Origin of the sequence: Rhodococcus sp. MH15, from assembly GCF_019266045.1 — a bacterium.
In the GTDB taxonomy this organism is placed as follows: domain Bacteria; phylum Actinomycetota; class Actinomycetes; order Mycobacteriales; family Mycobacteriaceae; genus Rhodococcus_F; species Rhodococcus_F qingshengii.
The window spans coordinates 1-1,996 of record NZ_LPNP01000014.1; the positions used below are offsets into that span (position 1 = coordinate 1).

3 protein-coding genes and 1 pseudogene are annotated in these 1,996 nt (G+C 54.9%); 2 read left to right on the forward strand and 2 right to left on the reverse strand.

Translation table 11 applies throughout. The features are described 5' to 3' along the window. Positions 1–125, forward strand: a pseudogene (locus ATN37_RS32175) (IS481 family transposase); the annotation flags it as partial. A 307-nt stretch (positions 126–432) separates the two neighbouring features. Beyond that, positions 433–567, forward strand: a complete 135-nt coding sequence (locus ATN37_RS32180) for a hypothetical protein (RefSeq protein ID WP_256065141.1) — start codon at positions 433–435, stop codon at positions 565–567. Positions 568–1,314: 747 nt separating this feature from the next. Here the strand turns inward: ATN37_RS32180 and ATN37_RS33035 are convergent. Further along, the gene (locus tag ATN37_RS33035) at positions 1,315–1,527 is read right to left on the reverse strand and encodes a transposase (RefSeq protein ID WP_367646119.1); all 213 of its coding nucleotides are present in this window, start codon (positions 1,525–1,527) and stop codon (positions 1,315–1,317) included. Between the two features lie 283 nt (positions 1,528–1,810). Further along, a partial coding sequence (locus ATN37_RS00090; protein ID WP_218694576.1) for a hypothetical protein occupies positions 1,811–1,996 on the reverse strand: 186 nt, incomplete at its 5' end.

Below are 1,996 nucleotides of genomic sequence, written 5' to 3' on the forward strand. Positions count from 1 at the left end.
GCACCGCCGTGGAAATCTGGAACGTTCACTACAATTATCATCGACCGCATTCAACACGCGGAGGACGACCGCCCGCCGCTTACCGCCGGCACCGCGTAACTAACGTCCGTTCCTCATACAACTAGCGCACCCCTTGCTGAGTTGCCGAAACTACGACTTAAGTCGGAACAATTGAGATAAATCACGAAAACTGGCACGAGTTCTAAAACACTGTCTACGGTTACATCCACATCGTGATCGCTCGGCCCTAGATCCCGTCCTTCGGGTGACGGAAATTCTTACCGGCGACATGCGACTGTCCGTTACGAAGGAGTGGGAAATGTTAGTTCCGTTCTTGCAGGCGATTCTGAATTTCGCCTACGGGTCAATCGATGCCGGTGGGGTCGTCATCGACGGGCTCACTGGAATCTCGAGCGAATAGGAGGATGCGAGATGAATTCATCTGATCTGGGTTCGGTTTCGGCACTCTTGCCCATGATGCTGACTGCTTTCAAGTCCATCATCACGATGCCTGTTGCGCTCTCCGTGGACTTCGGTCTCGACGTCCCATTCAATCCGTTCAAATAGTTTAGGAGGGTGAAAATGGGTTCCTTGGAAGATGTTTTCGGTCTTTTCACCGGGTCACTTTCAGCGATCCACGTCAGCTTCTTCGAGATGCTGACTGCATTGTCGAGCGACGGATGGGTGAAGGAATGACTTTCCGATCCAGCAACTCGCAGCTTAAGGAGGTGAGTATTTAATGCTTTTTTCCTTCTTGAGTAATGCTCTGGGTTCGCTTCGAGATGTCAGCGGCTTGGCGGTGATGGGAAGCATGATGATTCCCTCGTTCAGCGCGGAATAACTTGATATTGCGGGTCGGCTCGTCGATAGTTGACGCACCGGCCCGCATTTTCTGTTGCGACAAAGATTTGAGGAAGCCGATACCCCGGATTTGATCCGAGGTATCGGCCTGTGTTCAGCAGAAGAAACTGAGCGGACTGATTGCCGCGTTCTCCCCGAGTTGGCCGGCATCTCCGACGTTGCCGGCGGCGACTGACAGATCTCGAATGGAAAAGATCGCGTCCATTGTCAGTTCGGACTGCAACTGATTTGGATACTCCGATTGATTTCAAGTGTCCTGTGCAAGTTTCTCTTCAGTAATGCGCGGTAGCGTGATGCGGACTCGTAGATCAGTTTGGTGGCCCGCTCTGTCCGCGAGATCGTCGTCAGAGAGACGTAGAAATGATCGACTGCATGACAGCCCCCTTGGGCCGGAGCGGCCGAAGACCGTCGGCACTCTGAGCTGACGGCGGATCGACGAGCAGCAGGTAGATTTCACGGGCAGTGTGATGTTTGAGGCATCGCTGGATCTTCGCCGTCGATTCCGTTCCACTGGCCGACGCGCGACGTAGGTGCGCTATCGCACGTCGCTATTGGTGGGATCATCGCGATCCGCCAGAGCGCATTGTTGGCATGACGATCTCCGCCGCGGTTGAGGCAGTGGCGAATGTGTTTTCCTGAGGAAGCCTCGATCGGAGAGACCCGCACAGGACCGCGAACGATGCTCCACTGCGTAGTCTTTAGGAATTATCGCCTGTGGTGACGAGCAGTGTGGATGCGTTGTCGACGCCGACCGGTGCGGCGAGCAGTACAAGGTTAACTTGGCGCACCAGATCGGTGAGTTCGCTTCAAAGCCGGTTCATTTTCTTACCCTGAGTGATCACCTGACGGGACAGCAACCGTAGCGTCGATTTGGTTGCCTCCCGAGGATCAGTAGGTGCGCCCTATCCGACTCGCACCATCGAGCAGTGGTGTGACATGGCTGCGGTTGTCATAGATTCGAACTGACCACGTAAGTCGCGAGGAGCGCTGAAGATGACATTGCGTAGCGAACTAGTTGTTGCGGGTACGGACGTTGCTGACGCGGGACTGAAGTAGACGGGCTGGTCCTCGGCGCGAGAATGGGAATTGCGAAATAGCCGTTCTCGACCAAGAAGGACCAACCCTGTGACACACC

Coding starts and splice junctions, on each gene's coding strand:
- ATN37_RS32180 (WP_256065141.1), top strand. CDS start 433: ATGAATTCATCTGATCTGGGTTCGGTTTCGGCACTCTTGCCCATGATG.